The sequence below is a fragment of the Streptomyces sp. AcH 505 genome, assembly GCF_000818175.1.
In the GTDB taxonomy this organism is placed as follows: domain Bacteria; phylum Actinomycetota; class Actinomycetes; order Streptomycetales; family Streptomycetaceae; genus Streptomyces.
The window spans coordinates 2,728,609-2,752,901 of the sequence record NZ_JTIY01000001.1 but is presented as its reverse complement, the minus strand read 5'-3'; the positions used below and the strand labels follow the sequence as shown (position 1 = coordinate 2,752,901).

The window sequence follows — 24,293 nt, the reverse complement described above, 5'->3', positions numbered from 1 at the left end:
CCCGTGTACGAGGCGGGCCCTGCACGAAAAGGGATCAGGCGCCGGTGAACGTCGGCGTGACCAGGCCGGTGCCCGCGATCTTCCGGGCGTGCGGCTGCCGCTGGAAGGTGAAGGCGTAGTAGCCGTAGACGACCATCAGGACCCCGAGGTTGGCCGCCTTCGCCTGCTCGGCACGGATGTAGACCGGGGCGTCCGGGTCCTCCCAGAGGTGGCACTCCTGCCGGTCCACGAGGTAGATCTCGTCCTCGTTCGTGCCGGCCCCCAGGTTCGTCACGATGTTGTTGTCGACGATGACCGGAGTGCCGTTGGGCAGGATGCCGCGCACGCCGCGCCCATACGCCTCGGCGTAGTTCGCACCGAGGGTCTGGGCCACGACACCCGGCTGAGTGATCAGCGGGTACGAGGTGCCCATGGCGTTCTGCATCCAGTACCAGCGGCGCGAGTGCATGACCGCGAGGTTGTCGCCGGACGCCTGGTCGAGCAGCGCGCTCTCCACACCCGAGAGTCCTTCGATGACCTTCGGGTACAGCTCGGCCGTGGTCGGGCTGGCGTCGGTGTACGCCACCGTGGTGGCCACGTTGCTCAGGCCCACCGTTGCCGCGTTGAGCATGGTGGTGTCCAGGCGGCTGCCGTAGGCCCGGAACAGGTCGTCGAGGATGACGTCCTCGACCCCGGCCCCGCGCTCGATCGACTGCCGGGACGCGGTCTGCTGGCCGGCCGCGGTGCGCACCGGGACGGACAGTCCGGTGTCGTCCATGTTCGTCTCGGTCACCGCGTCGTTCTCCGCCGCCTGAGTGTCGACACCGGACCCGGTGGTGATCCGGGAGATCTCCACCGTCATGCCCTGCGAAGGCAGGACGTGCGGGCGGCAGGCGTCGGCGAACGGGCGGTTGGCGCGGGCCAGCGGCGCGTACATGTCGGTGAGGTACTGCGGGATGACCAGGCCGGCGAAGGCGCCGGTGCCCACAGCGCGGGTCTCGCGGATGCGGTTGCCGCGCTCGGTCCGCTCCTCGGTCATGTGCCGGCCGAGCCGGGCCTGCGCCTCGTAGTCGCCGAGGAACGCGCCCAGGACGTCGCCCTGGAATCCGGCACCGCGCCGGTCCTGGTCGGGCCGGTAGGTGCGCTCCTCCTGCCCGACCCGGGCGACCTGGTCGTAGGCCGGGGCGCGGGTGGCCGCGGGGACGGTGCGGGCCGACAGTGCGGCGATCTCGTCCTCGCGGGCCTGCTCGGCAAGCAGCTCGTCGAGCGCAGCCGAGCGGGTGGTGACCTCGGCGTCCGCCGCGTCACGGGTGGCGACCCGGGCGGTGACGGCGTCCTCGGTCAGGTTCGGGTCGGAGCGCAGCGCGACGAGCGCGTCCTGCTCCTGCTGGCGGGTGGTGATCGCGGTGTTCAGGGCGGTACGCGCCTGGGCGATCAGATCGGCGAGCGTCATGGCTCGTCCTCTCGTTGGTCGATGGGATACCAGACGCCCCGGTCCAGGTCAGACGGCCACCCGAGGCAGTGCGCCAGGTGGGCTCGTGCGCGCAGAGCGCAGGGCAAAGCACCCGCGTGTGACGGCGGGCAGATCAGGGGGTCAGCGGGCGAGCGCGATTTCCAGCAGCGCGCGGGCCCGGCTCGACATCGGCGCGGCCGCCTGGCGCAGGCCCGCCCCGGTGTACGGGTTGGCGCCGTAGCCGACGATCGCGACGTCGCCGCGGTGGATGTCGTAGCGGGAGATGCGGTACTCCGAGTAGTCCGGGGACCACTGCCCCGCCTCGATGCGGAACGCGAACGACATCTCGTCGACCAGGCCGGCGCGCAGCTTCGGCGCGATGTACGCCACGTCGTAGTCGCTCGGGTCCAGTTGCGGGGCGTGCACGGACAGGCCGGTCTCGTCCTCGGTCAGGACCAGCGTGCCGGTCGTCGTGCGCGCCAGGCGGCGCAGCTGGTCGTGGCCCAGGACGAGCGGCACGTCCAGGTCGGCGCGCGCCATCGAGTCGGCCCCCGCGCCGGCGGACACGATCTCCGTGTACGGGCCGAACATGTCCCACATGTCGTACGCCTGCTCGTACACCGAGGCGTGCCCGAGGAATTCCAGGCCCGTGCCGTCGCCCGTCTCGCGGACCTCGACACCGGACAGGGACGCGCGCACCGTGGCGCGGGCCCCGGCCTGTTCGGCGCAGCGGCGCTGCGATGGGCGGTCGGCGCGCTGGCGGATGTTCTGGGCTCGGGCCGCAGCGGCGGCAGCGAGCACGGGTGTGGTCATGGCGTAGCTCCCGGGACGACGGTCGTGGGCTGTGCGGGTACGGAGCGCGAGCCGAAGAGACGGTCGAACTCCGCGAGCTGGTCCTCCGTGAACGGCGGCATGTCGTCCAGCGCCCGCGCCTCGGACGGGGCGAGAGTCCGGTTGGTAATGCGCAGCCCGATCGTGCGGGTCCGCGCCTCGGGGTCCATGCGCAGCAGGGCGTCGGTGTTGAGCTTGACGTACCGCGGGTTGGAGACGAGGTTGCGGCTGAACGCGTTCTCCCGGCGGCCGACGGCCGGCCCCAGATGCATGATCAGGAACTGGAGGTTCCTCTGGGTGACGCTCGCGTAGGTGATGCTGCTGCCCGACACGGCCGCGTCGATCATGTCGCCGGGGCAGCCGAAGAAACGGGCGATGTCACCGAGCCCGTACTGCCGGGCTTCGATGAACTGCGACTGCTGCGCCGCGGCCTGGATCGGCTTGTACTCCCAGTCGTTGCCGTGGACGAACAGGTCGCCGGTCGTGACCGCCGCCTTGAACGCGTTCTTGGCGGTCTTGGCCTGGGCCTCGTTGATGGTCTTCGCCGTGTTGGTCAGCTCGGCCAGCGGGACCGCCCCGCCGGCGAACCAGTCGCGGGCGAACTGCTGGGCGTTCAGGGACTCCTCGATCGTCCAGGCCGCGTACGCCACGGGCGACAGGCCCAGCGGCAGGCCGGCCACGGTGTACTGCTTCTCGTGCCAGATCTCCCACGGCTCGTAACTCTTGCCGCCGATGACGAACTTCGTGATCAGCGAACCGGTCGCCCGGACCGTCACGTCGCCCAGCGCCACCAGCTCGATGCGCGCGGGCAGCCCGCGCCCGTCCGGACCGACGACGCCTGAGCGTTCGGTGATGATGCCGAAGCAGTTGCCGGCCCGGTCCAGGTCGACCTGGGTGGAGTACATCCACTCGTTGAGGCCGACCTGCGCTCCGCCCGGAGTGACCAGCACGGGGGGCTTGGGCACCTCGACCTGAATGCCGTTGACCCTGCGGTACACGTCCACGGGCATCGTCGACACCAGGTCCGCCCGCAGCCGCAGGCACGCCCACACCGCACTGTGCCGCAGCGCCGTGTCGTTGGTGACGTACACCGCCCCGCCCCCGCCGCCGCGCTGCTCCCTGGCCATCGCGAGGAGTTCTTCGGCGGACGTGATCTGCGCGTCGCGGGTGAAGGCGTTGCGCACCCTGGACCAGACGCCCATGGCTTCCCCCTTCACGCGAACGAGTCCGCGATGTCGTAGTCGTCGAGGACGGCCGGGCCACGCACGATCAGCGCCCAGCGGGCGATCGTCACCGCGACCAGCGGTGCGGCGTCCACCAGCGAGCTGGTGCGGTCGAGCGTCCAGGCGTCGCCGACCTTGCGGGTCCTGGCCCCGTTCACCGCGGCGGTGAGCGGCACCTGGTCCAGGTGGACGGCCGTGCCCTGGTTCATCGCGTCGGCCAACTGCCCGCACGCCTCGACCTGGTCGTAGGTCCGCAGCACGGCCAGGTGCCCGCGGTGCGGTTCTTCCTTGTCCTCCGGCGCCGTGATACCAGCGGCCACGAGATCGTCCACCAGAGAGCCAGCAGGCGCCCCGCCCCCGGACACCGCCACGGCGAGCGGGTTCCACAGGGCGGACAGCTTCACGATCGCGGGCACCACCCAGTCCGTACCGGGCCTGCGGTCCACGATCTCCAAGTGCACCTTGCCGTCCGGCCGCTTCGAGGCGACCGCGATGGACGAGGAGCTGCGGTCCTGCGAGACGTCGATGGCGAACGCGAGATCGGTGTCCGGCTTGCTGGCCGCGTCGACCAGGCCCGGCCACTTCCCCTTCGGGACGTTCGGGTCGGTGGGCGGCGTCGGCTTCCGGGTGCGGTTTAGGTACGCCCGGTCGAACTCGGCCGTGCCCATCTTCTCCAGCTCGGCGGCGATGATCGCCTCGGTCACCGTGTGGCCCAGCGCCGGCAGCGTGGCGCGCCACGTCGCCGGGTCCGCCCGGTCCATGTCCTCCGGAGCGAACCACTCGAAGTACGCAGCGTGCGGCCGGGCCGCAGCCGGGTCCTCGGCCAGCGCGGCGAACATCGCCTCGATCAGCTTCCGCCCGGCCGCGCGCTTCTTGTTCAGCCACACCGACTTGGTCGTCCCGCCGGCCGACGCCCACCACAGCTGCGCCATGGCGCGGGTCAGCATCGCCGGGGAGAACGCCTGCTCCAACCGATCGTCCTCGTGGGCGAACGCCTCGTCGATGAACCCCAGGTCCAACGGTGGCCCGTGGCCGGCCTTCTCCGTGTTCGCCGTGATGCCCATGCGCGAGCGGGTCGACGGCCACAGGATCGCCTCGTTGCCGTTGCTCTTGCGGATCCGCGCCCGCTTCGCCAGGTCCGAGCCGGAGATCTTCTCCCAGAACTCGTCCTCCCAGCGCTGCCGCGCCATGCCCCTGGTCTGCGCGGCGTACACGATGTTCTGCCGCTGCCACGCCAGCGAGCGGTGGACCTGCGCCCCCAGGCACAGCTCCGTCTTGCCCTGCTGACGCGAGACGCTCAGCCCCACCTCGCGGTGCGCGAACAGCCCGGTGTCCGGGTCGATCTCCAGCGCGACATCGGACACGTACTTCTGCCACGGCATCGGCGGGGCGCCGAGCTTGGCCATGACCTTCCACATCTTCGGCCCGAGCGACGGCCGGTCAGGATGGCGTGGCGTACCCCAGCGCGGCGGGCACGTCAGCCCGTACCGCTCGTACAGATCCTCGGCGAAGTCACTCGGGGGTGCCCAGGTCTCCGAGGTCGTCATCGTCGTCATCGGTGGCCCGTCCCTCCAGCAGCTGGGCGAGCGTCTGCCGGAGTTCCCGGTTCAGCTGCGGGAGCGAGCGCGTCCCGTCCTCGGTGGGGACCCCCTCGCCGCAGGTGTCGCACTGGCCGCTGGTCGTGACGTCGATGTGGTGGGCGAGCGTGTACGCCATCTCCGACAGCGACGGCTCCACGCCGGCCAGGTCGCCGAGCTGCTCCACGTCGTCACGGACGGCCTTCTCGACGGGTCCCATCACGACCCCCATCCATGATCATCGCCAGGCCATCGGGCCCGGGGGGAGAAAAATAAAAGCTGGGCGCGGGGCTGAGAAGACGATCTTCCTAAAACTCCAGCCGAGCCGACGAACTGACGCGAGACCAGCAACAGTGACAACGCGCTGACCTGCATGTTTGTGCAACTCTCTGCATCGCCGCAGGTCAAGGCACCGCAGTCTGGGCGCCGCGCTCCTCACGCCATTCGGCTACAGCCGCAACGCTCTGACCTGCACGTTTGCCTAGGTTTGCGCATAGGTGCAGGTCAGGAGCTTGACGCTCCCTGCGCAGAGCACGCGGTTGCTCACCTGGTGTACCAGTCTCGCGACGTCACCAGGGCTGTGACCTGCGACAACGGGCGGTCGCCCTTCTCGTTGTTGCACTTGCGGCCGCAGGTCGGGCATCCGAGCACGCCGTGGATGGGGGCGAGGTTGTCGGGGTCGAGCTTGGCGCCGCCCTTGCTGACGGGGTGGATGTGGTCGACGGCGTCGGCCGCCCCGTGGCCGCAGACGATGCAGACGTCGGACTCTGCGAGGCAGCGTGCTCGGGCCTGTCGGTAGTCGTAGCTCGTGAGGTCGGTGCGGCCGGCCACGCGTCACCTCCGGGCATGGCGAAGGCCCCGACCGGGGGGATGTAGTCGGGGCCTCGGTGTCCGGTTGTCCGGACATGCGTCTCCGCGTTGAGTGTGACATCGGGCTTTGTGCTGGTCAAGCAGCAGGGGCGAGCACGGCGGCCGGGAGTTCGTTGAGGTCGACGAGGGCGCGGCCTTGGTGGTCGTAGCCGTGGTGGGTGAGGGTGCCGCGGCTGAGCCTCTTACGCAGGGCGACGGGCTTGACGTTGGCGTGCAGGGCGGCAGCGTAGATGTCGACGAGGACCGGCTCGTTCATGAGCCCATTGTGGCCCCTGGGCGCCCGCTGCGTGGGTGATCGTTGCCCCCTCTACCCCCGTGACCTCGCAGGTGGGCGCCCATGACCGGGGGCATGACCTTGGTCAAGGCCCCCCATGACCTTGGGCCCCCGCGCGGATCGTGTGCGGGGGCCCTGTCGAGGGTGGGTTCTGGGTGGCGGGTAGAGGGGTGGGCTCTACCGGGTGAGGCCGTTGAGGATCTCGATGGGTACGGCGTCTTCGATGTCGCGGCGCTGGTATCCGGCGAGGGACCGGCCGTCGATCTTGACTTGCTTGCTGGTGCGGGTGACGCCGGCGGTGTCGAGTTCGGAGGCGAGGCGTTCGGCGTCCCAGTCGCCGTAGGTGTCCTCGTCGAGGTTCACGAGCCCGGCGAGGAGGTCGACGGTGTACATGCGCACCGAGTGGCGCATGACGTCGAGGACGTCGGTGATGATCCCGGGGATGGTGACGCCGTGCTCGTCGGCGATGGCGGTGACGTCGCCCAGGGCGTCGCCGGACAGCTGGTTGATGGCCTGGCGCAGGCGGCGTCCTTTGCCGCAGATTTCGGCGAACCCGGAGCCGTCGAGGAGGTCGGCCTTGACGGTGATGAAGGACGCGGGTCCGGTGACCAGGACGCCCACCCCTTTGTGTTCCTCGGACAGGACGGACGCGTCCGCGCCCTGGGACGCCTTGCCCTTGCCGAGGACCATGTCGGAGGACGTCTGGTCGACGACCTGGGTCGAGTAGCGCAGCGTGATGATCTCCCTCAGCTTGGTCGGGACGCTGTCGGCGTCCGGGCGCTGGGACGCGAAGTTGGAGACGAACCCGGCGGCCGGCCCGCGCCGGGCGATGCGGCACAGGTCGTTGATGACCTGCTCGCGGTCGTCCCTGTCCATCGAGGTGAGGTACTCCTGCAACTCGTCGATGGTGACGAAGATGAACGGCAGCTTGTACCGCTCGATGATCTGCCGGGTGAGCTTGCCCTCGGGGCACATGGCGGTGGGCAGGCTCCGGAACAGGGCGAACCGCCGCTCCATCTCGGCGATCAGCTCTTTGAGCATGGCCTTCAGCGCTTCGACGGCGTCGTCTTCGGCGCCCATGACGAGGCGGTGGGCGACGGCCTTCATGGGCATCCAGTCGGCGCCGCCCTTGCCGTCGGCGACGTAGTGGCGCACCCACGGGTCGAGGATCCCGGCGGCGGACATGAGTCGCTGGGTGAAGGTCTTGCCCCGGCGCGGCAGGCCGCCGAAGAACATGGACTGCCAGACGACGGGGACGGTGACCCGGCGTCCTCGGGCGTCCTGCCCGAAGGGGATCGGGTCCCACACGGAGAACGTCTCCATGGCCGCCAGCGGTGAGGGGACGGGTGCGGCGAGGTAGGGGTCGTCGTCGGCGACCCACATCGAGACGCGTCCTGCGTGGCCGCCGCCGTGGGCCCGGACGCGGGCCATGATGACCTGGATCTCGTCGACCCCGAGTTCGGCGGCGATGGCGGTGCGCTTGGCGAGGACGTCGGCAGCGGTCTTGCCGCCGCCGCGGGGCAGGTCGAAGACGGTGGCCCACCCGTTGCCGTCGCGCAGCGGGCCCATCACGCAGGTGACCTTGGGCCCGTCGTCGTCGCCGCGGCCCTGCTTGAGGAGCCCGACGGCGCGCAGGGCGTCGTTGAGCTGCTGGGCGGACATGTCGACGCGCAACGGCGGGGCGCCGTGGTCGAGGAGCTGGGTGTCCTTGCCGCGTCCGAGGTAGGACAGCGGGGTGATGACGGCGGCGGCCATGCCGGCTTGCAGGGCCGGGTCGGCGAGGGCGAACCCGGTGGCGGCCGCGGCGACCGCGATGGCGGCGGCGCCGAACCTCCAGCGTCGGGTGTGGGTGCGGGCGGCGTGGGCGAGCTGGAGTCGTGCGGCGAGGTCGACGTCTTCGGGCCGCAGCTTGACCTGCGTTTTCAGGGCGCGGACGGCGGCGGTGTGGTCGTGGGCGGTGAGGGTGGGCCACAGGCCGGCCGTGGCCCGGTAGAAGCCGCGCGCGGCGAGCAGGACGGCCTTGATCAGGTACTTGGGGACGCGAATCGCGTGGTAGCGGGTGTGCCACCAGGTGAGGCGTCCGAGCGCGGTCACGTTGGCGGTGATGGACGCCCGGGAGCGGGCCCACGCGGGCAGGACGGGGGTGTCGGGGAGGGTGAGCCAGTCGGCGAGGGGGTTGTCGGGGCGGTCGACGGCTTCGACCAGGACGGTGTCCTCGGGGGGCGTCCCGTCGAGGACGGGGGCGTCCGGGGCGTCCTTGACGAGGGTGATGAGCGCTTCTGACATTCTGTTTGCTCCTGCTGCTCTCTGGGTGGCGGGGACGCCCAGGACGGCCGGTGTCCTTGCCGGGTTGGCGGCCGTCCTGGGCGGTGCTACTTGCGCTTCTTGGCCTCGGCGCGCTTCTTGTCCTCGCGCTGCTTGGCCTGCTCGGCGATACGGGCGAGGGCGCGCTTCTGCTTGCTGGTCAGGACGCCGCCGCGCAGGGCGGCGACGGCGCTGATGCGGCCGATGCGGGCGAGGTCGAGGTGGCTGATGTCGTCGTTGTCGGAGATCGGCATGTCAGCGGCCCTTCGTGACGTCGCGCCAGACCGACCGCAGGACCAGCAGGCAGACGGTCAGGGCGACGGCGCTGATCGCGACGGCCACGGCGGACACGGCCACGGTGATCAGCAGGACCGACCCGCCGACCCCGATCCCGATCCACTTGGCCGCACCGCCGGACGTGCGCTGCACGGGGGCGTGGTGGTGGCAGGCCGGCGGCTGGTAGGCCAGATGCTTTGCCGAGGCGTACATGGGACGTCCGTCGTTGTAGACACCGATCTGGACGGGCTGCTCGTACTGCTCGGGCTCGTTCATTTCGACGCCCCTTCCTTGGCGGGTGCGGGCAGGGCGTCCGGGTCGAACCAGTTGCGTCCCCGGTCGTCCTGCAAGGTGACGGGCAGGCGTCCGGCGGCGACCCAGTTGCGGACCGTGGAGGGTTGGACGCCGACGGCTTCGGCGACTTCGGCGGACGACAGGAGACGGCGTCCTTCGTAGGCGTACCGGGGGTCGTCCTGGGCGGACGCGGGGGGCAGGGCCGGTGTCTCCTCGGCGGCCGGTTCGGTGGCCGGTTCGAGGGCCCGCTCGTCGGCGACCGGGTCGGGCAGGACGGTGGTGTCCGGCTCGGGGACGGGGGCAGGGGCGGTGTCCTCGGCGTGTCCGGCGAGGTGCTCGTGGACCTGGCGCATGAGCGCGCCGAACGCGAGGAGCGCGGCCACGGGCGGGACGGCGGCGACGATGTACTCCAGCAGTCCGGCTTCGGTGCCGACGCCGGCGACGTTGAGGGCGATCGAGCCGACCGAGCCGACCGCAGCCAACCCGATGGCCCAGGGGTCGACGCGCTTGGCGAGCGAGGCCCGCAGGATGAGGAGTTCCCCGGCGACGATGAACAGGTCGACGGTGGAGGGCCAGAACCAGGCCCGTACCCCGGTGAGCCCGTTGGCCCCGGCGATGTCGTGGAGGTGTTCGTAGGACAGCCAGAACGCGGCTGCGGTGAGCGCGACGGTGGCGACCGACGCGCCGACGGCGAGGCCCTTGCGGGCGTCGAGGCGCTTCACTGGGCACCACCTGCCGCGTTTCGTGCGCGCAGTACGGTCAGTTCGCGGGCGAGGTGCCGGAGCGTGGACGCGTAGTCGACGAGGACGCTGGCGACCTGGTGCAGCTCGTTCGGTTCGAGCCGGTTCTGGAGACCGCCCAGCTCGACGACGACACCGACGCCCTGGGAACCCTTGATGCGGAACGGGTCCTGCGAGAGGGCGGCCCACGCGAAGTGGTAGCCGTTCCATTCGGCGTCGTGCTCGGGTCCGCTGTGCCCGGTGTCGACGCGGAGCTGCGGAGGCTCCACCCCGTGGCCGACGCACCACGAGGGTTCGGGGATGGTGATCAGCCCGTGGTCCAAGGTCTGCACCGTGACGGTGCGCGGCGCGGTCACGACTGGCCCCCGTCCTGGTAGGGCTCGTAGGTGACGGGGTTGGCGGCGATTGACTTGCGGATCCATCGGGCGTCGAAGCCCGGGTCGGCGTTCTTGCCGTCTTCCAGCAGCCCGCGCAGAGAGGTGAGGACCGAGCGGGCGCGGGACTCCAGCAGCCTCGCGTGGGCGCGGTCGTTGAAGGCCCTGGGCTGAGGGATGTCGAGGGCCTCGACGATCGCGGCGAGGTAGTCCCGCATCGGGTCGCCCGCCGTGGTGGCGCGCAGCTGCTCGCGGATCTCGTCGGCGGCGCGGCCGTGCAGGGGTTCGGTCTGCTCGCTCATGAGGTCGCCGCCTGCCGGGGGAAAGGGTGCTCGGCGAGGTGGGCGGCGATGGCCTTGCGGTTCTTGGCCTGCGAGGGGTGGCGCAGCGTGGCGCACAGCGGGCAGGTCTTGGGGTTGTGCTTGCTCATCGGGCACCGCCCGTGGGGGTGATGCTGCCGGTGACGCCAGCCGGGGTGGCGCGCACCGTGGTGGTGCGGCCGTCGCGGCGGCGGATGATGCCGACGGCGATCAGACGCCTGTCGGCGGGCGGCGGAGTTGTGTCGTGCGACCCAACACGGGCAAGATCGGCCATAGCCGTCTCCTTGGTCTACTCAGGGAGTTCGGTCAGGGCTCCGGTCGGCGTTAGCGCGCCGCTGGAGTCCCGGGTAGCAGCCCCTCGGCTTGGCGGTGCAGTCGCCTTTTGCCGGGGGGTCTACTTGTCTTCAGTTGTCGAGCCGGTGGGCGGTGCAGTCGCCGTCCCGTACTCGTTGATCGCTCTTCGCACGATGCGGACGTCGATCCCGGTTTCCCGGGCGACAGCCGACTTGGAGTCGAGTTCCTGGACGCCCTCTGCGAACGCTTCCGCTCGTCTTCGGGCGCTGGCCACGACCTCGTCTCGCAACTCGCGCTGTCGCCGTGTTTCGATAGCGACGCGCTCGCGCCAATTGGTTGTTGGCACGTCTCCGACACTAGCAGGACACAGTGTCCTAGGCAACCATGTCCTAGGTGTGGCTTCATGCGACATCCGTCGCGACCTTCGCGTCCTCGTCCTGCCACACCTTCAACTGCGCCCAGGTCGCCGGCGGCCAGGACGCACCGCACCACGGGCAGCTGCTCACCTTCGCGCCCTGGTGCAGCCGCAGAACCGCCCCGCACAGGGACCCGTCGTTGTTCAGCGCCGGACAGTTCCCGAGCCGCCTACCGCGATCGGGAGGGGGCACGAAGATCGAGCTGACCGAGCGAGTCACCTCCCGCACATCCGCGGCGAACGCGCCCGCATCCGGCCACGACACGGCCACCCACGGCAGGTGACCCAGCAGCTGGGCGACCGCCGCCCCCAACCGGCCCTCTACGCCGCCCTGCGGCGCCAGTGCGGTCATCCTGCGGTCCCGCCGGATCGCGCTCACCCAGCCCTCCGCGACGCCGACGAGACCGCCCGGACCGCGGAGGTCGAGGATGTCCTCCGAGACCGGCATCGGGCCGTACGCGGGCTTGGCGCCACGCCCCTGACCACCGCCGGTCCCCGGGGCCAGGAACAGCGCCAGCCCCGTGTACAGCGTGGGCCAGGACTCCAGCCGTACCCGCAAGTCCTTGACGCACCCGAGGCAGAGATACCCGTCTTCCATTCGTCGCTGGCACAGCCCGCACTCGGCGTTCACGGCTGGCTCCGACGGTCCTTGATGTCGTCGAGCAGCCGGTCAGCACGGCGGTCGATCTCGGCGAGGTCGGCCTTCATCTTCGCGAAGGCGGCATCCGCTCGGGCGGCGGCCTTGTCCGCGGCTCGGCCGGCGGCGACGGTACGGGCCGCGGTCACCAGGACGACGGCGGTGAGGATGAGCAGGGTGATCAGCTGGATCCGGTAGTCACTCATGGCTGGCTCCGGGGAGGTCGCGGGCGGCGGCGAACATCTGGTCGACCATGGCGTGGGCGGTGGTGGGGCCGATGGGTGCGTGGTCGGCGAGCTTGCGCATGCCTGCCTCGTTGATCAGGACGAGCGTCCGGCCGAAGGCGTCGGTGACTGTCTTGGTGTCGATGCCGAGCTGGGCGCAGATCGCTTTGGCGTCGGCGTCGGTGAGGTCGTCGGACATGGATGTCTCCTTCGGGTTGGGGTTACGCGGCGATGGAGGCGCAGCTGCGCAGGACCGCGCCGACCTTGCGGATGGCCTGGAGATCCGAGACGTCGCCCGCCGTGCTGCCGGGCGGGACCGGCACGCGGTTGTACCGGCACCACCCGAGCTGCTTCGGGCTCGGCGCCCCGTCACGCCAACCAGCGGCCCGGCTGAAGAACGAGGGCGGGGCCAGGCGGCGCGCCTGTTCCTCCGTCCAGCGCATGACGTCCGTCAAGGACGCCTCGATGTCCGGGTTCGGCGGGCGCACTCCCTCGTGTGCGTCCCACCGGCGGACGCGGTACGTGCCCAGCTCGGCGCCTCGGGCGAGGAAGAGGAAGAGTTCGTTCTTCAGCGGGATGAACCAGGTCCCGTCGTCGGTCTGGAGCCAGCGGACCGGGGACCGCTGGAAGAGGTCGATCTCCTCCCAGACGACGGCGGCGACCGCGGCCGTCAGGTCGTCGTCGGCAGCGGTCTCACCGAGCGACCTGCCCTCTTCCGGGTCGGACACGGTACGGCCGGTGAGGTCGACGATCGAGGCGAGCTTGTGCCGGGTGGAGGCGCCCATCACGTCCAGGAGTAGCGCGTCTTTCTTGCCCTCGAAGAGCCGCAGCGCGCGGCCGGCCATCTGGCAGTACAGGCCCGGGGACTTGGTTGGGCGGGCGATGACCGCGCACGACGTCCACGGCGCGTCGAAGCCCTCGGTGAGGACCATGCAGTTCGTGAGCACCTGGACCTTGCCTGCCTTGTACCAGTTGAGGGCGGTCGCGCGGGCCTCCCTGGGCATGTCACCCCAGATGGTCGTGGCGGTGATGCCCGCCTCGTTGAGCGCGTCGGCCATGGACTGAGCGGTGGCGACGGTCGGGGTGAAGACGACACCGGGCCGGTCGGAGGCGAATTCCTTGTACGCGTCGGCGACGATGTCGGCGGCGCCGGAGTCGTCGAGGGCCTGGCCGAGCTGCCCGTCAGCCAGATCGCCGTTGCGGGTCTTGACCTTGTCGAGGTTGAGGCCGTCGACGACGACGCGCTTGCCTCGTACGTCGACGAGGTATCCGTCGCGGATCATGTCGAGGATGTCGAGGGTGTAGACGACGTCCTGCCAGATGTCGGCGAGGCCGCCATCGGTACGGGTCATGGTCGCGGTGAACCCGGCGGTGGGCACGCCGCGCCAGGCACCGAAGTGTTCGAGGACGGTCATGTACGTCTTGGCCGCGGCGTGATGGCACTCGTCGACGACGACCATGCCGATGTCGCGGATGGCTTCGCGGCGGCGCTTGACCGCGAGGGTCTGGATGCTGGCGACGATGACGTCGGCGTCCTGGTGTTCGTCGCGCTCGGCCTTGACGATGCCGACCCGGAGGCCGGGGCAGACGGCGCGGATCTTGTCGGCGGCCTGCTGGATGAGTTCTTCGCGGTGGGCGATGACCAGTGCGCGGCGGCCGTTGAGGATCTGGAGCATGCCGGCGATGAGGTTGGCGAAGACGACGGTCTTCCCGGCGCCGGTCGGGAGGACTACGGCGAGACGGTTGTTGGGGCCCTGCCAGCCGGCGGTGAGGGCCTTGATCGCCTCTGTCTGGTACGGCCTGGGCTTGAACGTTTCGGTCACTTCAGACATGACGGTCACCTCGGATCCGTTTTGCAGGGAGTTGCAGGGAGCTGCAGGGAGGCATGCAGGGAGCTGGGAAGACTCCGGCACGCGGCTCGACCTGGGTTTTTGCAGGGAGGCAGGGAGTTGCAGGGAGATATCTCTAGCCCTACGTGCCGGAGAACCTCTTTCAGGACGCGATGCGCATACGAATACGCATGTTGCGCATGACGCATGTGACGCCTGTGTGCAGTAAGGGACTGGCAGGAAGTCCCTGCAACTCCCTGCCTCCCTGCGTACCGGCAGCTCAACGGCCGTGCAGGGAGGTCCCTGCCTTCCTGCACGGCTCCCTGCAAGGTCCCTGCACTCCCTGCAAAACCCCACCTCGCGGTCGCCGTCACGACTCATCCCGGCCTGTGCCACGGTCTTGGTGGACATCCACACGCCAGGTGTTCTGGCAACGGTGGGAGTCCCAGACCTTGACGACCTTGTGGGTACCGAAGTAGCGGCCGTCCCTGGCCTTGAGCCAGGAGCCGAGCGCGTTCGCGGACGGGAGTTCACCCGTCTTCGCCACACGCGGGACGTGATCGGCTACTGACCCGAGGACCGCGCTCGTGGTGACGGCCTGACCGCCGAGCTTGGTACGCCAGACGGTGAGGAAGGCGGACCACTCGATGGTCTCGTCGTCCATCTGGTTTTCGCCCGCACGGTCTGCCATCCAGCCGGGGACGCCGATGTGCTTGAGGATCCCGGCGACCATGCTGGCCCACTCCGAGTAGTCGCCCTTGCGGACGCGTACGGAGGGGGCGCCGGCGGCGAGCCAGCTGCGGACGATGGTGACGAGCGCGGCGACGACTGTCGAGGCGTTGGTACGGAGCCAGGGGCGGAGGTCGCCGACCTTGAACCCGTCGCGCTGGTCGGGGTCAGGGCAGTCCGGATCGAGCCGGACCCACACGACGCGGCGCCCGTTGTCCCCGCCAGTGCGAAGGCCGTTGCCCGTGGCGATCCACAGTCTGTCGTTGGGCATGGTGACGGAGGCGGTGGAGCCGAGGACGCGGTCGCCCCAGAACTCTGTGGTCAGCAGGCTGGACAGGACCGGCGACTTGATGACGTAGCCGTTGGGGAGGTTGTCGAGGACAACGACGGGCTGACCGGTGGTGTAGAGCTGGGTGGTGATGGACTTCCGCAGCTCGGTGTCGTTCTCCGGCCAGGGTGTCTCGCTGGTCCCGTAGAGGTACAGAAAGATGTCCTTGAGGAGGCTCTTGCCTGACCCCATGGTGGTCGCGGTGAACACGAACATAGGTGTGGTGCCGAAGAAGTACGGGCGCAGGATCGGGGTCAGGAGCGCGCCGAGGAAGTGCGCTTTGTCCGAGGGGTCCTTCCACGGGAAGTCGGCGAGCATCTGCCCGAGGACGATTTCCTTGGCCTTCTCCAGCGCCTCGTCTGTGACTTCGGGGCGCAGGCGGCGGAGCTTGACTCGGGGTCGGAGGTAGAGGCCGGTGGCCTTGTCGTATCCGGGTGCCTGGAGAAGCGATCCGTCGGGGCGCACGACGGGCGACGTGACGATTCCCCGTAGCGGCAGCAGGGGCCAGTCTTTGCGTCCGAGGATTGTGCCGCAGGTCTTGGGCATGAACAGCTCGCGGACTTCCTGGGTGCCCTCGGTCAGCGGATCTCTGACGACCTGGAACGTGGTGACGTGATCGGCGAGGTAGGCGCGCAGGTTGTCGGTCGCCAGCTGCTTGATGAGCGGGTTGCCCTGGTCGTCTTCGTACACCCAGCAGGGTCCGCCGGATCGCTTGTACAGATCGGGAAGTTGTTCGGCGGCCATGATGTCGAGGAGCCCGTCGATGGCGTCGGCCTCATTGGTGATGTCCAGCTCGGGCAGCTTGGCCTTCACGACGTGCAGGGAAGGGCCGGGCGCGGAGTCGGGCGTGTCCTCCGGCGCGGCGTCGGGGTCCAGCGCCGAGGAGCCATCGTTGAAGTGCCCCGACGGCGACTGCGGCGGAACGGAGTTGAGCCGGCGGCGCGGCGGCTCAGTTCCGAACCGCTCCCTGCGCAGCGCCGCCGCGGCCTGCTTGAAGTCACCGTTGTGGTGCAGCAGGGCGTAGGCGCCGAACTTGTTGTACGGCGTCTCCGAGGTGAACTCGGTGCCGGTGCTGAAGACGTACAGCCGGTCGCGATCGGCGGCGTGGCCGGTGGTCGCTGACAGGCCGCGGCTCTTGCCCGGGCGTCGCCAGTAGCGGGTGTTCCCGCGCTGGCAGACGAACGTCCAACCTTCGGGTTCGAGGATCTCGGCCCAGTCGGTGCGTGCCTCGTAGTCCTCCCCCGGGCGCAGGCCGCCGTCGGGGAGCGGGCGCAGGTCGCGGGGCGCACTCTTGGACGTCTCCTGCTTGGGCAGGGTGTCGACCATGCGGCAGATGTTCCGGATGGCATCCATGGCTTCCGCGTCCACGGTCGGGATGTTGTCCGGTCCGCCGACGAGAAGGACGTAAGGCTTGCCCGTCGGGTGGGCCATCCCGTCGCTGGGTTCAACGAGGCCGTAGCCGCCTTCGCCACGCGTCTCGATCTGCACACGAATGATCCGCGCGTTCGGCTTCTCGGCGAGCCGCTGCTTCTCCTCAGCCGTGTATTCCTCGGGTCGTGCGAGGCGGCTTGCGAGCTTGGTGTTTCCGGGCACGGGGGCGCCGTCGACACGGGCGCGGAAGTGGCGCCCGCCGCCGCCGGGGGATTCGGTCACCCAGCCGGTGAGGATGGCCGCCCATTCCTCGCCGAGCCCGGATGCGTCCATGATCTCGGTGACGTCGTCGAGGAGGCTGTCCGCGATGGCGTGGCCTTCGAACTCGATCATCTCGACGTTGCCGGAGACGCCGCCGTAGACGACGGCAATGCCGTGGCGGCGGCCGTCGCCAAACCAGGCGTCGTGCTCTTCCGGGGTGGAGCGAACAACCTTGTACGGGGTCCAGCTCGTGACGTCAGCCCGCTTGCTGCCATCGCCCTTGATGGGCAGGACGCAGAGGCCGGCTTCGTGCAGCTCTCGCGCCGCGTCCCGCAGGGTGTTGCTCGGTGCGTCGCTCACGAGTGGTTCTCCTGAAGTGCGGTGCAGCGCCGTTGGTGGGCGGTGCGGATTCCGGCGTTGAAGGCGGTGACGGCGTCGGCTCCGTGCACGGGACCCTCGGCGGTGCGGCAGAGCAGGCACTCGAAGCGGGCGTGCGGCGGTCGAACCCATCGCTCGCCGCGGTACTCGCCGAGGTCCACGAACAAGGCGCTGACGGCATGCCGGGTGTCAGCGCGGGCCGGAAAGCCGGGGGTGGGGACCCCGGCCGTCGCGGTGATGGTGCGCTCGGTCACGCGCGCGCCGCCTTGATCGCGGCGAGTTCTGCGCGGGCGGCCCTCAGTTTCGTGAGGTGCGTGGCCATGTCCTCGATCAGCTCGTCGGTCTGGTCGAGGTCGAGGGTGGGCCAGTCGCCGTCGCCGCAGAACAGCATCTCCGGCTCATCGTCGTCCCACTGGCTGATCTGGAACGTCATCAGGCCGGTGCCGTAGACACCGCTCATCGTGTGCTCGGTGCTGCGGTGGATGACCTCTCGCGGTTCGGAGTGGTCGGCGTTCTCGCCGACGCAGAAGTCGTAGCCCTGGGGGCACAGAGCGGCGCGGGTCCCGACGGGCGCCGTGCTCGTCTCGATAGCGGCGCGGGCCTGCTTGAGGGTGATCGACAGACGTTGCTCGGGGGCGATCAGAAGCCGCTCATCTCCGAGATCCATCAGGATCGCCTCGCTGACCACCTCAACGACCGGGGAGACGACGAGGCGCACGTCGTGCTTGGCCAGGAGGGACTTCAGGGCGGGTCCGCTGACCATGTCCTGGACCCAGTCGAGGACACCGGCGGGGTCGTCGGAGTGCTGCATGGCGTCGGCGACGGCGCCGATGAACTCTGCGACCGCTCCGTCCTCCTGGTTGTCGCGCAGCTGGACGATGTCGGCGAGGAGGGCGGTGACGGGGCGGCGGGCGGCGCGCTCCGGGATGCCGCGGAGGGTCTTCGGCGCGGCCTCTGTGATCGTGCTGACGGCCTCGGCCAGCGCCTTGGTGATCGCGCCGGGCGTCTTCTCCTTCGCGACGAACGCCGGCGCGAGCTGGCCGGTGATCGCCTCGACGAGCTTGGTGGTGCTGCTCTGTGCCGTCTCGGGGTTGGGCTGTACCGTTGTCATGGAGTTACGCACCGATCTGCTGGCTAGCGTTTTGGTCGTGCTCGTCCGAGGCCTCTGCGGGTGCAACCGCAGGGGTCTCGCTGGTTGTGGGCAGGTGGAGCCAGGCCAGGACGTCTGCGGTCCTGACGTAGCGCTTGCGGCCCATGCGGACTGTTTCGATGGGCAGCCGGTCTTCGGCCGCGAGCTGGTATGTGGTGCTCTCGGACATCCCGCAGATGGCCTGGCCGAAGGTGGGCCAGAGCGGCATCAGCGGGGGCTGGTCGTAGAGCTGGGCGACGGTGAGCGCCTCGCGACGCAGGGCCGTCGTCACGCCGCCTCCTTTTCGAGGAGGTACGGCTTCAAGAGGACTACGAGTTCGCGCAGTTCAAGCACCACCGCGAGTCGGTACAGGGACTCGATCGAGAGTTGTCTCTCTCCCCGCTCGACCTTGGACAGATGCCCTGGGTCGAGGTCGGAGCGCTGCGCTACAGCCCGCAGGCTCATACCTCGCGCCATGCGCACTGCACGGAGAGGCGGGTATGCCTGCACCGATGTTGGATTCGATCGCATAGAGGCAACCTACGCTTACATCTGCCCCCCAGGCAACCCAATCCAACACCCATGCATGGTCACCATTGCTTGGGTGTTGCCTGGCGGCCTACACTCGCGTCATGTCGAAACGGAAACGAACCCCCCAGGGCTCCGACGCGCAGCAGTCTCCCGGCGTCGCGGCTGAACCGGAGTTCCGTACAGTCAACGAGGTCGTCGCGTACAACCTTGCTCGCGCTCGGCGCGCCAAGGGCTGGACGCAGGCTGAAGCCGCAGAACGACTACAGCGCCAGAGCGGAAAGACTTGGACAGCACCAACCCTGGGTGCCGCAGAACGGACGGCGGCAGGGTCTTCTAGCTCCCGGACGCGGCAGTTCGACGCGAACGAACTCTTGACATTCAGCCTGACATTCGGCCAGCCGATTTCTTACTTCTTCCTTCCGCCCGACGTGGAAGGCAAGGACGTCGTGATCTTCATGCACCACCAGAACGAGGGCGAGTCAACGCCACCGTTCGGAGTCAACGAGTTTGACCTACTCGAATGCGCAATGCCCTTGCGTTTTTCAGCAGAAGTGGTCGACGGCGTTAATAGGGTGATGCGTAAGCGTGGCCAAGTGTGGTCTCCCGGCACCCCTGACCTGGACTGGTACAGGCCAGAGGAGTGGGTCGAGTATGAGCAGGCCCCAGGCGAAGAAGAAGAGCGTGCAGCAGAGGAGCGCCATGAGGAGTGGGAGAGGAAGGTGTACGACCACCAGAAGGAGGTAGCGCGCAAAGCTGAGGCGCGGCTAACTTCTGAAGAATACGGAGCGCTGATCAAGGTGCACTCCGCTGAGGTAGCGAAACTGCTCGCTGATGAAATGATGCAAAGGGGCATGTGGAATGGCAGGAGAACGACCCGGACCGGAGATCCTTTTGGTAGGGACGCAGGGGGGAAAACGGATTCGGAACAGCCCCCGTTCTAGCGAGTCAATAGCTATCGAGGTGTCTCGGTGAAGGGTTCGACGTACAGACGCTGTTACTGCCGCAGCGAGGACGGTAAGCCGCTCGGCAAAGCCTGCCCGCAGCTGACCAGCCGGCGGCACGGGGTGTACGCAGTGCGCCAGGAGCTGCCCCCGCGCGCCGACGGCGGTCGCCGGTCGTTCTCCCGCTCCGGCTACGACTCGGCGAAGAAGGCGCAGGGCGACCTGGACAAGGTTCGCGCTCTCCTCGACCTCCCGGACGGCGACGACCCGGAAGGGCAGGTCCGTATCGGGGACCTCCTCGAAGAGGTCTCGCGCGACAAGAAGACACCGCTCCCCGACCTCGACGAGACGCGGCGCCGGTTCCGCACCGGGCAGAAGCTCACGGCAACGATGACCGTGGCGGACCTGCTCGACGAGTGGCTCGACGCCAAGCGCAAGTCACGGCGCGCCACCACCGTCAACGGCTACCAGTCCCGGGTGGACTACCACCTGCGCGAGGGCGTCGGCCACTACCGCCTGGACCGCTTCAACGTCGGCCACGCGCAGGCGTTCTTCGACGGCATCGCCGAACGCAACGAGGTGATCCGCTCGGAGAACGAGGCCCGTCGGGAGCAGGTGGCGAGGGCGACTTGGGGAAAGCGGTCACGGCCGCCGGCTGCCGAGCGCGAGCGCCTGGCCGCAGAGAAGGAGAAGCTGGCCGAGATGCCGCCGTTCCGGAGGATCACGGGCGACGCGACGCGGCATGACATCCGCCGGGCCCTGCGGACCGCGCTGAACTTCGCGATCGGCCGGCAGTACATCACCTTCAACCCGGCGGCCCACGTCGACATCGGCTCGGCGAAGCGGCCCAAGGGGATGCTGTGGACGGCGGAGCGGGTGGCCCGGTGGCGGGAGACCGGTGTAAAGCCGGGGCCCGTCATGGTGTGGACGCCGGCCCAGCTCGGCGCGTTCCTCGACGCGGCCGAGTCGCATCGCCTGTACGCCCTCTTCCACCTGATCGCCCACCACGGCCTGCGCCGCGGTGAGGGGGTGGGCCAGGACTGGACGAACGTCGACTGGACGGCCCGCACGATCATGGTGGCGAAGGAGATCGTGACGGACGGGTGGACGCCGATCGAGACCGAGCCGAAGACCGACGGGTCTGCGGCGGCCGTGAAGCTGGACCGGGGCACGGTCGAGGTACTGAAGGCGCACCGCGGGCGCCAGGCCGCAGAGAAGGCCGCCCGGTTGGAAGCGCGGCTGCCGTGGACGGACACCGGGAAGATGTTCACCCAGGAAGACGGGACGTGGCTGCACCCCGAGATGGTCAGTGACGCGTTCCGCGGGATCGTGGCGGCCGAGGGCATGCCCCCGATCAACCTCCGGGATCTGAGGCACGGGACGGCGGCGCTCGTGAAGGCCGGCGGTGGGGACATCCACGACGCGAAGGCAAAGCTGCGGCACGCCACGATCGCGCTGACCTCGGACACGTACATGGAGCTGTTCGAGGAGTACGAGGAGGAGCTGACCGAGCGCGCGGCGGCTGCGGTCCCCCGCGCCCGGAAGCCGGTTCCTGGCACGGCCGCTCACGCATCGCTCACGCAGGCCCCTGTGGAATGAGGCGAGGCCAGGAGCTAAACCGCCCCTGACCTCGCCGTTCCTGGAGCCTCCTGTCGGATTCGAACCGACGACCTACGCATTACAAGTGCGTTGCTCTGGCCAGCTGAGCTAAGGAGGCGCGCGAGAGAAGTGTAGCCGTCTCCGATCAGTGCTCCGGCAGAATTTCGTGCAGGTGAACCTACTGACAGATCGGAAATCCGGGGGTAACGTCACCCCAAGTTCACCCAGGTGGACTAGACCCATCTTCCACTTCCCTGTGGAAGATCCATTCCTTTACTCGGATCGTCCGGCACGTTCCTGCCGGTGAAGGGACACACTGATCATGGCTACTGTCTCGTTCGACAAGGCAACCCGGGTCTACCCGGGCTCCACGAAGCCCGCTGTCGACCAGCTTGAGCTCGATGTCGCCGACGGCGAGTTCCTCGTCCTCGTCGGTCCTTCCGGTTGTGGCAAGTCGACCTCCCTGCGCATGCTCGCGGGTCTTGAGGACGTCAACGACGGAGTGATCCGCATCGGTGACCGCGACGTCACGCACCTGCCGCCGAAGGACCGGGACATCGCGATGGTGTTCCAGAACTACGCGCTGTACCCGCACATGTCCGTCGCCGACAACATGGGCTTCGCGCTCAAGATCGCCGGCGTCAACAAGGCGGAGATCCGCAAGAAGGTCGAGGAGGCCGGGAAGATCCTCGACCTCACCGAGTACCTCGACCGCAAGCCGAAGGCGCTCTCCGGTGGTCAGCGTCAGCGTGTCGCGATGGGCCGCGCCATTGTGCGTGAGCCGCAGGTGTTCCTCATGGACGAGCCGCTGTCGAACCTCGACGCCAAGCTCCGTGTCTCCACCCGTACGCAGATCGCCTCGCTGCAGCGCCGCCTCGGCATCACCACCGTGTACGTCACGCACGACCAGGTCGAGGCCATGACCATGGGCGACCGCGTCGCGGTCCTCAAGGACGGGCTCCTCCAGCAGGTGGACTCGCCGCGCAACATGTACGACCGCCCGAAGAACCTCTTCGTCGCCGGCTTCATCGGCTCCCCCGCGATGAACCTGATCGAGGTCCCGATCACCGACGGCGGTGTGAAGTTCGGCAACACCATCGTCCCGGTCTCGCGTGAGGCGCTGTCCGCCGCCGCCGACCGCGGCGACACCACCGTCACGGTCGGTGTCCGCCCCGAGCACTTCGACATCGCCGGTGAAGAGGGCGCGGCCACCAAGTCGCTCTCGAAGGCGACCGACGACGCCCCGGCCGGCCTCGCCGTCGCCGTCAACGTCGTCGAGGAGCTGGGCGCCGACGGTTATGTCTACGGCTCGGCCGAGCTCGACAACGAGACCAAGGAACTGGTCGTCCGCGTCAACGGCCGTTCGGTGCCGGAGAAGGGCACCACGGTCCACGTCACCCCGCACCCGGGCGAGCTGCACGTCTTCTCGACCTCCACCGGCGAGCGCCTCACCGACTGATCCCCCGGTCGAAGCGATCGACTGGAACGACTGACGCGCCCACCCCGTTCACCGGCGCGAATTCGTCCGCACGGCCCCGCACTCCGGTGCGGGGCCGTCGGCGTAAGTCGACAAATGCCCCGGGATACAGGCCACTTCGACCGAGGGGCGTCAACACGTAATTCGAAAAGACCCCTCGAACCATCCCCCGGCAGAGTGACTAAATGTCGCCAAATCATCACTGGCCGCTACGCTCGCCTGCGTGACCCATACAGCCCGCCGTATCGGCCGAACTCTCGCCTTCGTACTGCCCGTCGTTCTGGTGCTCTCCGGGACCCTCGCTGTCGCGCGTGTCCCGTGGGCGTCCAGTTCCGAGTCGCAGATCATGACCGCTTCGTCGGACACCGCGTCCGTGAAGGCCAAGTCCCGCACCCCGCAGGACATTCTCCGCGACAAGCTCCTGGTGGAGCTTCAGGAGAAGGACCCGGGGATCGCCCTGACCCATCTCCAGCGTGAGGTCGAGGCCCGCCCCTCGCTCGCCAAGCACTGCATGTCGATCGCCCGGTCCCTGGGCCGTGCGGCCGTCGCCCACTACGGTCCCACACGGGCGCAGTCGTTCTCGCGTCCCGTGTGCGACACGTCGTTCGCCTACGGGGTCTCCCAGCAGACCGCGGGGAGCTGACCGAGGGCTCCCTGCCCGCCCCGCATATCGTGCACGGCATGCATACCTATCCGACGCAGGCCGTGGTCCTGGCGGGCGGCCAGGGGTCGCGGCTGCGCCCGTACACCGATGACCGTCCCAAGCCGATGGTCGAGATCCCCGGAACGGGGACCCCGATCATCGGCCATCAGCTTTCCTGGCTGGCCGCCGAGGGGGTGACGGACGCCGTCGTCTCCTGCGGCCATCTCGCCGAAGTCCTCCAGGAATGGCTGGAGGACGCCGTGTTGCCGCTCCACGTCACCACGGTGGTCGAGTCCGAACCCCTCGGGCGCGGCGGCGGGCTCAAGTACGCCGCCGCGCATCTGAAGGACCCCACCGAGCCCTGGTACGCGACGAACGGCGACATCTGGACGCGGTTCTCGCTGCGCGAGATGGCGGCGTTCCACGCGGAGCGCGACGCCACGGCGACGCTGGCGCTGGCCCGGCCCCGGATCCCCTGGGGGGCCGTGGAGACCGACGAGTTCGGGCATGTCCTCGACTTCATCGAGTCGCCCCCGTCGCCTTATCTGATCAACGCGGGCGTGTACGTCTTCGCCCCGGACTTCGTGGAGCTGCTGCCCGACCGCGGCGACCACGAACGTACGACGTTCCCCCGGCTGGCCCGTGAGCGCCGGCTGGCGGGCTTCCCGCTGCCGCAGGGCGCGTACTGGCGGGCCATCGACACCGCGAAGGACCTCACCGAGGCCGCCAAGGAGCTTGCCACCGGCGGGGTTTGAGGCTCCTCAAGGCCGCACGTGCGGATACGTCACGACGTGCGGGTACGTCACGAAGGGGCGGCCACCCCTGTCCCGGTGGCCGCCCCTCCCTCGTGTGTCCCGGTCTCAGCCGAGCAGCCCGCCGATCGGGTTCTTCGCCCCGCCGCCACCGCCCGACGTCGACCCGCCGCTCGTACCGCCGCTGTCGCCGCCGTCACTGCCGCTGCCGCCGCCCGTGCTGCCGCCGCCACCGCTCGT

At 69.2% G+C, this 24,293-nt stretch carries 30 protein-coding genes and 1 tRNA gene; 5 read left to right on the top strand and 26 right to left on the bottom strand.

Annotated elements, in window-relative coordinates; all coding sequences use genetic code 11:
* Window positions 1-34: 34 nt before the first annotated feature.
* The 25 genes from HY68_RS12625 to HY68_RS40650 all read right to left on the bottom strand — a co-directional run bounded on the left by HY68_RS12625 (window position 35) and on the right by HY68_RS40650 (window position 18,641).
* Window positions 35-1,432 carry a phage major capsid protein gene (locus HY68_RS12625; RefSeq protein WP_041988142.1) on the bottom strand — a complete coding sequence of 466 codons (1,398 nt, stop codon included), beginning with the start codon at window positions 1,430-1,432 and terminating at the stop codon, window positions 35-37.
* Window positions 1,433-1,573: 141 nt separating this feature from the next.
* The gene (locus tag HY68_RS12620) at window positions 1,574-2,245 is read right to left on the bottom strand and encodes an HK97 family phage prohead protease (protein ID WP_041988140.1); all 672 of its coding nucleotides are present in this window, start codon (window positions 2,243-2,245) and stop codon (window positions 1,574-1,576) included.
* Complete coding sequence (locus HY68_RS12615; RefSeq protein WP_041988138.1) at window positions 2,242-3,465, bottom strand: phage portal protein; 1,224 nt, start codon at window positions 3,463-3,465, stop codon at window positions 2,242-2,244. Before HY68_RS12615 ends, HY68_RS12620 begins: the two co-directional genes overlap by 4 nt.
* A gap of 11 nt (window positions 3,466-3,476) precedes the next feature.
* Window positions 3,477-5,042 carry a terminase family protein gene (locus HY68_RS12610; RefSeq protein WP_241778557.1) on the bottom strand — a complete coding sequence of 522 codons (1,566 nt, stop codon included), beginning with the start codon at window positions 5,040-5,042 and terminating at the stop codon, window positions 3,477-3,479.
* A complete protein-coding gene (locus tag HY68_RS12605; RefSeq protein WP_241778556.1) occupies window positions 4,999-5,295 on the bottom strand; it encodes a hypothetical protein in 297 nt (98 codons plus the stop codon). Before HY68_RS12605 ends, HY68_RS12610 begins: the two co-directional genes overlap by 44 nt.
* Window positions 5,296-5,606: 311 nt before the next feature.
* Window positions 5,607-5,894 (bottom strand): HNH endonuclease, encoded by a 288-nt coding sequence (locus HY68_RS12600; RefSeq protein WP_041988135.1) that lies wholly within the window; start codon window positions 5,892-5,894, stop codon window positions 5,607-5,609.
* 115 nt (window positions 5,895-6,009) lie between these two features.
* On the bottom strand, window positions 6,010-6,189 hold the full coding sequence (locus HY68_RS12595; protein WP_041988133.1) for a hypothetical protein: 180 nt from the start codon (window positions 6,187-6,189) through the stop codon (window positions 6,010-6,012).
* Between the two features lie 195 nt (window positions 6,190-6,384).
* Window positions 6,385-8,493 carry an FtsK/SpoIIIE domain-containing protein gene (locus HY68_RS12590; RefSeq protein WP_241778555.1) on the bottom strand — a complete coding sequence of 703 codons (2,109 nt, stop codon included), beginning with the start codon at window positions 8,491-8,493 and terminating at the stop codon, window positions 6,385-6,387.
* Window positions 8,494-8,579: 86 nt separating this feature from the next.
* Window positions 8,580-8,765 carry a hypothetical protein gene (locus HY68_RS12585; protein ID WP_041988129.1) on the bottom strand — a complete coding sequence of 62 codons (186 nt, stop codon included), beginning with the start codon at window positions 8,763-8,765 and terminating at the stop codon, window positions 8,580-8,582.
* Window position 8,766: 1 nt separating this feature from the next.
* Window positions 8,767-9,063 carry a hypothetical protein gene (locus tag HY68_RS12580; protein WP_041988127.1) on the bottom strand — a complete coding sequence of 99 codons (297 nt, stop codon included), beginning with the start codon at window positions 9,061-9,063 and terminating at the stop codon, window positions 8,767-8,769.
* Window positions 9,060-9,803 carry a DUF2637 domain-containing protein gene (locus HY68_RS45050; protein WP_241778554.1) on the bottom strand — a complete coding sequence of 248 codons (744 nt, stop codon included), beginning with the start codon at window positions 9,801-9,803 and terminating at the stop codon, window positions 9,060-9,062. Before HY68_RS45050 ends, HY68_RS12580 begins: the two co-directional genes overlap by 4 nt.
* Entirely contained in the window at window positions 9,800-10,177 is a 378-nt protein-coding gene (locus HY68_RS41970; RefSeq protein ID WP_041988125.1) for a hypothetical protein, read from the bottom strand. The genes HY68_RS45050 and HY68_RS41970 overlap by 4 nt, the downstream gene beginning before the upstream one ends.
* Window positions 10,174-10,497: a hypothetical protein gene (locus HY68_RS12565; protein WP_041988123.1), complete on the bottom strand. Its 324-nt coding sequence runs from the start codon at window positions 10,495-10,497 to the stop codon at window positions 10,174-10,176. Before HY68_RS12565 ends, HY68_RS41970 begins: the two co-directional genes overlap by 4 nt.
* Window positions 10,494-10,625 (bottom strand): hypothetical protein, encoded by a 132-nt coding sequence (locus HY68_RS46040; protein WP_277816758.1) that lies wholly within the window; start codon window positions 10,623-10,625, stop codon window positions 10,494-10,496. Before HY68_RS46040 ends, HY68_RS12565 begins: the two co-directional genes overlap by 4 nt.
* The gene (locus tag HY68_RS43695) at window positions 10,622-10,789 is read right to left on the bottom strand and encodes a hypothetical protein (protein WP_198533258.1); all 168 of its coding nucleotides are present in this window, start codon (window positions 10,787-10,789) and stop codon (window positions 10,622-10,624) included. The genes HY68_RS46040 and HY68_RS43695 overlap by 4 nt, the downstream gene beginning before the upstream one ends.
* A 120-nt stretch (window positions 10,790-10,909) precedes the next feature.
* Window positions 10,910-11,155, bottom strand: coding sequence for a hypothetical protein (locus HY68_RS42750; protein ID WP_157874333.1), 246 nt, complete (start codon window positions 11,153-11,155; stop codon window positions 10,910-10,912).
* Between the two features lie 55 nt (window positions 11,156-11,210).
* Window positions 11,211-11,822 (bottom strand): hypothetical protein, encoded by a 612-nt coding sequence (locus HY68_RS12560; protein WP_241778553.1) that lies wholly within the window; start codon window positions 11,820-11,822, stop codon window positions 11,211-11,213.
* A 29-nt stretch (window positions 11,823-11,851) separates the two neighbouring features.
* Window positions 11,852-12,067, bottom strand: coding sequence for a hypothetical protein (locus HY68_RS12555; protein WP_041988115.1), 216 nt, complete (start codon window positions 12,065-12,067; stop codon window positions 11,852-11,854).
* Complete coding sequence (locus HY68_RS12550; RefSeq protein ID WP_041988112.1) at window positions 12,060-12,284, bottom strand: hypothetical protein; 225 nt, start codon at window positions 12,282-12,284, stop codon at window positions 12,060-12,062. Before HY68_RS12550 ends, HY68_RS12555 begins: the two co-directional genes overlap by 8 nt.
* A 22-nt stretch (window positions 12,285-12,306) precedes the next feature.
* Window positions 12,307-13,917: a DEAD/DEAH box helicase gene (locus HY68_RS12545; protein ID WP_041995895.1), complete on the bottom strand. Its 1,611-nt coding sequence runs from the start codon at window positions 13,915-13,917 to the stop codon at window positions 12,307-12,309.
* Between the two features lie 367 nt (window positions 13,918-14,284).
* Entirely contained in the window at window positions 14,285-16,963 is a 2,679-nt protein-coding gene (locus HY68_RS39590; protein ID WP_052457083.1) for a bifunctional DNA primase/polymerase, read from the bottom strand.
* On the bottom strand, window positions 16,960-17,235 hold the full coding sequence (locus HY68_RS42745) for a hypothetical protein (RefSeq protein ID WP_041988109.1): 276 nt from the start codon (window positions 17,233-17,235) through the stop codon (window positions 16,960-16,962). The genes HY68_RS39590 and HY68_RS42745 overlap by 4 nt, the downstream gene beginning before the upstream one ends.
* Window positions 17,232-18,092 (bottom strand): hypothetical protein, encoded by an 861-nt coding sequence (locus HY68_RS12525; protein ID WP_041988106.1) that lies wholly within the window; start codon window positions 18,090-18,092, stop codon window positions 17,232-17,234. Before HY68_RS12525 ends, HY68_RS42745 begins: the two co-directional genes overlap by 4 nt.
* 4 nt (window positions 18,093-18,096) lie before the next feature.
* Window positions 18,097-18,402, bottom strand: a complete 306-nt coding sequence (locus HY68_RS12520; protein WP_241778552.1) for a helix-turn-helix domain-containing protein — start codon at window positions 18,400-18,402, stop codon at window positions 18,097-18,099.
* Window positions 18,399-18,641 carry a helix-turn-helix transcriptional regulator gene (locus tag HY68_RS40650; RefSeq protein ID WP_078863575.1) on the bottom strand — a complete coding sequence of 81 codons (243 nt, stop codon included), beginning with the start codon at window positions 18,639-18,641 and terminating at the stop codon, window positions 18,399-18,401. Before HY68_RS40650 ends, HY68_RS12520 begins: the two co-directional genes overlap by 4 nt.
* A gap of 101 nt (window positions 18,642-18,742) precedes the next feature.
* On the opposite strand from HY68_RS40650, the gene HY68_RS12515 reads away from it, so the two are divergent.
* Both HY68_RS12515 and HY68_RS12510 read left to right on the top strand, forming a co-directional pair.
* Complete coding sequence (locus HY68_RS12515; protein ID WP_157874331.1) at window positions 18,743-19,582, top strand: hypothetical protein; 840 nt, start codon at window positions 18,743-18,745, stop codon at window positions 19,580-19,582.
* Between the two features lie 27 nt (window positions 19,583-19,609).
* Complete coding sequence (locus HY68_RS12510) at window positions 19,610-21,181, top strand: tyrosine-type recombinase/integrase (RefSeq protein WP_041988099.1); 1,572 nt, start codon at window positions 19,610-19,612, stop codon at window positions 21,179-21,181.
* 41 nt (window positions 21,182-21,222) lie between these two features.
* Here the strand turns inward: HY68_RS12510 and HY68_RS12505 are convergent.
* A tRNA-Thr gene (locus tag HY68_RS12505) sits at window positions 21,223-21,299 on the bottom strand.
* Window positions 21,300-21,503: 204 nt separating this feature from the next.
* On the opposite strand from HY68_RS12505, the gene ugpC reads away from it, so the two are divergent.
* From ugpC to HY68_RS12490, 3 genes are all read left to right on the top strand, one after another.
* Window positions 21,504-22,640 carry a sn-glycerol-3-phosphate ABC transporter ATP-binding protein UgpC gene (gene ugpC, locus HY68_RS12500; RefSeq protein WP_041988096.1) on the top strand — a complete coding sequence of 379 codons (1,137 nt, stop codon included), beginning with the start codon at window positions 21,504-21,506 and terminating at the stop codon, window positions 22,638-22,640.
* 241 nt (window positions 22,641-22,881) lie between these two features.
* On the top strand, window positions 22,882-23,301 hold the full coding sequence (locus tag HY68_RS12495; protein WP_041988093.1) for a hypothetical protein: 420 nt from the start codon (window positions 22,882-22,884) through the stop codon (window positions 23,299-23,301).
* A gap of 38 nt (window positions 23,302-23,339) precedes the next feature.
* Window positions 23,340-24,056, top strand: coding sequence for a nucleotidyltransferase family protein (locus HY68_RS12490; RefSeq protein ID WP_041988090.1), 717 nt, complete (start codon window positions 23,340-23,342; stop codon window positions 24,054-24,056).
* Window positions 24,057-24,293 lie beyond the last annotated feature (237 nt).

What these genes read in the sequence shown, in the direction of transcription:
- ugpC (WP_041988096.1), top strand. Translation starts at nt 21,504, where the DNA reads ATGGCTACTGTCTCGTTCGACAAGGCAACCCGGGTCTACCCGGGCTCC.
- HY68_RS43695 (WP_198533258.1), bottom strand. Translation starts at nt 10,789, where the DNA reads ATGGCCGATCTTGCCCGTGTTGGGTCGCACGACACAACTCCGCCGCCC.
- HY68_RS12625 (WP_041988142.1), bottom strand. Translation starts at nt 1,432, where the DNA reads ATGACGCTCGCCGATCTGATCGCCCAGGCGCGTACCGCCCTGAACACC.
- HY68_RS12595 (WP_041988133.1), bottom strand. Translation starts at nt 6,189, where the DNA reads ATGAACGAGCCGGTCCTCGTCGACATCTACGCTGCCGCCCTGCACGCC.
- HY68_RS12490 (WP_041988090.1), top strand. Translation starts at nt 23,340, where the DNA reads ATGCATACCTATCCGACGCAGGCCGTGGTCCTGGCGGGCGGCCAGGGG.
- HY68_RS12515 (WP_157874331.1), top strand. Translation starts at nt 18,743, where the DNA reads ATGTCGAAACGGAAACGAACCCCCCAGGGCTCCGACGCGCAGCAGTCT.
- HY68_RS12620 (WP_041988140.1), bottom strand. Translation starts at nt 2,245, where the DNA reads ATGACCACACCCGTGCTCGCTGCCGCCGCTGCGGCCCGAGCCCAGAAC.
- HY68_RS12555 (WP_041988115.1), bottom strand. Translation starts at nt 12,067, where the DNA reads ATGAGTGACTACCGGATCCAGCTGATCACCCTGCTCATCCTCACCGCC.
- HY68_RS40650 (WP_078863575.1), bottom strand. Translation starts at nt 18,641, where the DNA reads ATGCGATCGAATCCAACATCGGTGCAGGCATACCCGCCTCTCCGTGCA.
- HY68_RS12545 (WP_041995895.1), bottom strand. Translation starts at nt 13,917, where the DNA reads ATGTCTGAAGTGACCGAAACGTTCAAGCCCAGGCCGTACCAGACAGAG.
- HY68_RS12610 (WP_241778557.1), bottom strand. Translation starts at nt 5,042, where the DNA reads ATGACGACGATGACGACCTCGGAGACCTGGGCACCCCCGAGTGACTTC.
- HY68_RS46040 (WP_277816758.1), bottom strand. Translation starts at nt 10,625, where the DNA reads ATGAGCAAGCACAACCCCAAGACCTGCCCGCTGTGCGCCACGCTGCGC.
- HY68_RS12585 (WP_041988129.1), bottom strand. Translation starts at nt 8,765, where the DNA reads ATGCCGATCTCCGACAACGACGACATCAGCCACCTCGACCTCGCCCGC.
- HY68_RS12590 (WP_241778555.1), bottom strand. Translation starts at nt 8,493, where the DNA reads ATGTCAGAAGCGCTCATCACCCTCGTCAAGGACGCCCCGGACGCCCCC.
- HY68_RS12525 (WP_041988106.1), bottom strand. Translation starts at nt 18,092, where the DNA reads ATGACAACGGTACAGCCCAACCCCGAGACGGCACAGAGCAGCACCACC.
- HY68_RS12605 (WP_241778556.1), bottom strand. Translation starts at nt 5,295, where the DNA reads ATGGGGGTCGTGATGGGACCCGTCGAGAAGGCCGTCCGTGACGACGTG.
- HY68_RS12550 (WP_041988112.1), bottom strand. Translation starts at nt 12,284, where the DNA reads ATGTCCGACGACCTCACCGACGCCGACGCCAAAGCGATCTGCGCCCAG.
- HY68_RS12565 (WP_041988123.1), bottom strand. Translation starts at nt 10,497, where the DNA reads ATGAGCGAGCAGACCGAACCCCTGCACGGCCGCGCCGCCGACGAGATC.
- HY68_RS12615 (WP_041988138.1), bottom strand. Translation starts at nt 3,465, where the DNA reads ATGGGCGTCTGGTCCAGGGTGCGCAACGCCTTCACCCGCGACGCGCAG.
- HY68_RS12560 (WP_241778553.1), bottom strand. Translation starts at nt 11,822, where the DNA reads ATGGAAGACGGGTATCTCTGCCTCGGGTGCGTCAAGGACTTGCGGGTA.
- HY68_RS12580 (WP_041988127.1), bottom strand. Translation starts at nt 9,063, where the DNA reads ATGAACGAGCCCGAGCAGTACGAGCAGCCCGTCCAGATCGGTGTCTAC.